General features: G+C 39.6%; 1 protein-coding gene. It reads right to left on the bottom strand.

Annotation, left to right across the window (positions count from 1 at the left end; translation table 11 throughout):
• Positions 1-325: 325 nt before the first annotated feature.
• A partial coding sequence (locus R7R78_RS29650; protein ID WP_225475033.1) for a DUF2999 family protein occupies positions 326-510 on the bottom strand: 185 nt, incomplete at its 5' end.

Here is a 510-nt window from a genome sequence, read left to right as displayed (position 1 = left end):
ATTTATTTTCATTTAACCTAGATTCCAACTAACTATTATTTTTTAAAACTAAACCCTCTCTCAAATTGTATATTCAATGAATTTACTCATATGGGCCTAGTGCAACCATGTTAATACGTTCTATGTATTAGAAACAATTCATTTATTTCCAATAGCACCCGTGAGTTCATGCGACGTGACTAGAATCGCACTTATTTTTTTATGCAAGCACCAAGTTAAGCTCAACCTATTCGTTTTCCCGTTGGAGTCGCGTACCTTTCATCTGATGTAAAAAAGCCGCCAGAACCATTTGGCTCTGGCGGCTTTTGTTTTTATCAAAACTCGATTACTGCTGTAGCTTCGCTTTGGCTTCTACTACTTTGGAGAAGTCTAGGCCTAGCTCTTCCACTGCTTCTTTAATCAGTACAGGATTTTGCATTACCTGCGCCATTAACGCTTGAAGCTGATCTTGTGGCAGACCTAGTTGGCTGATAGTTGCCATTGCAGCCAGAGGGTTTTGAGTTAACGCCT

Source organism: Vibrio sp. 2134-1 (assembly GCF_033339495.1).
This window is presented reverse-complemented; position numbering and strand designations above follow the sequence as displayed.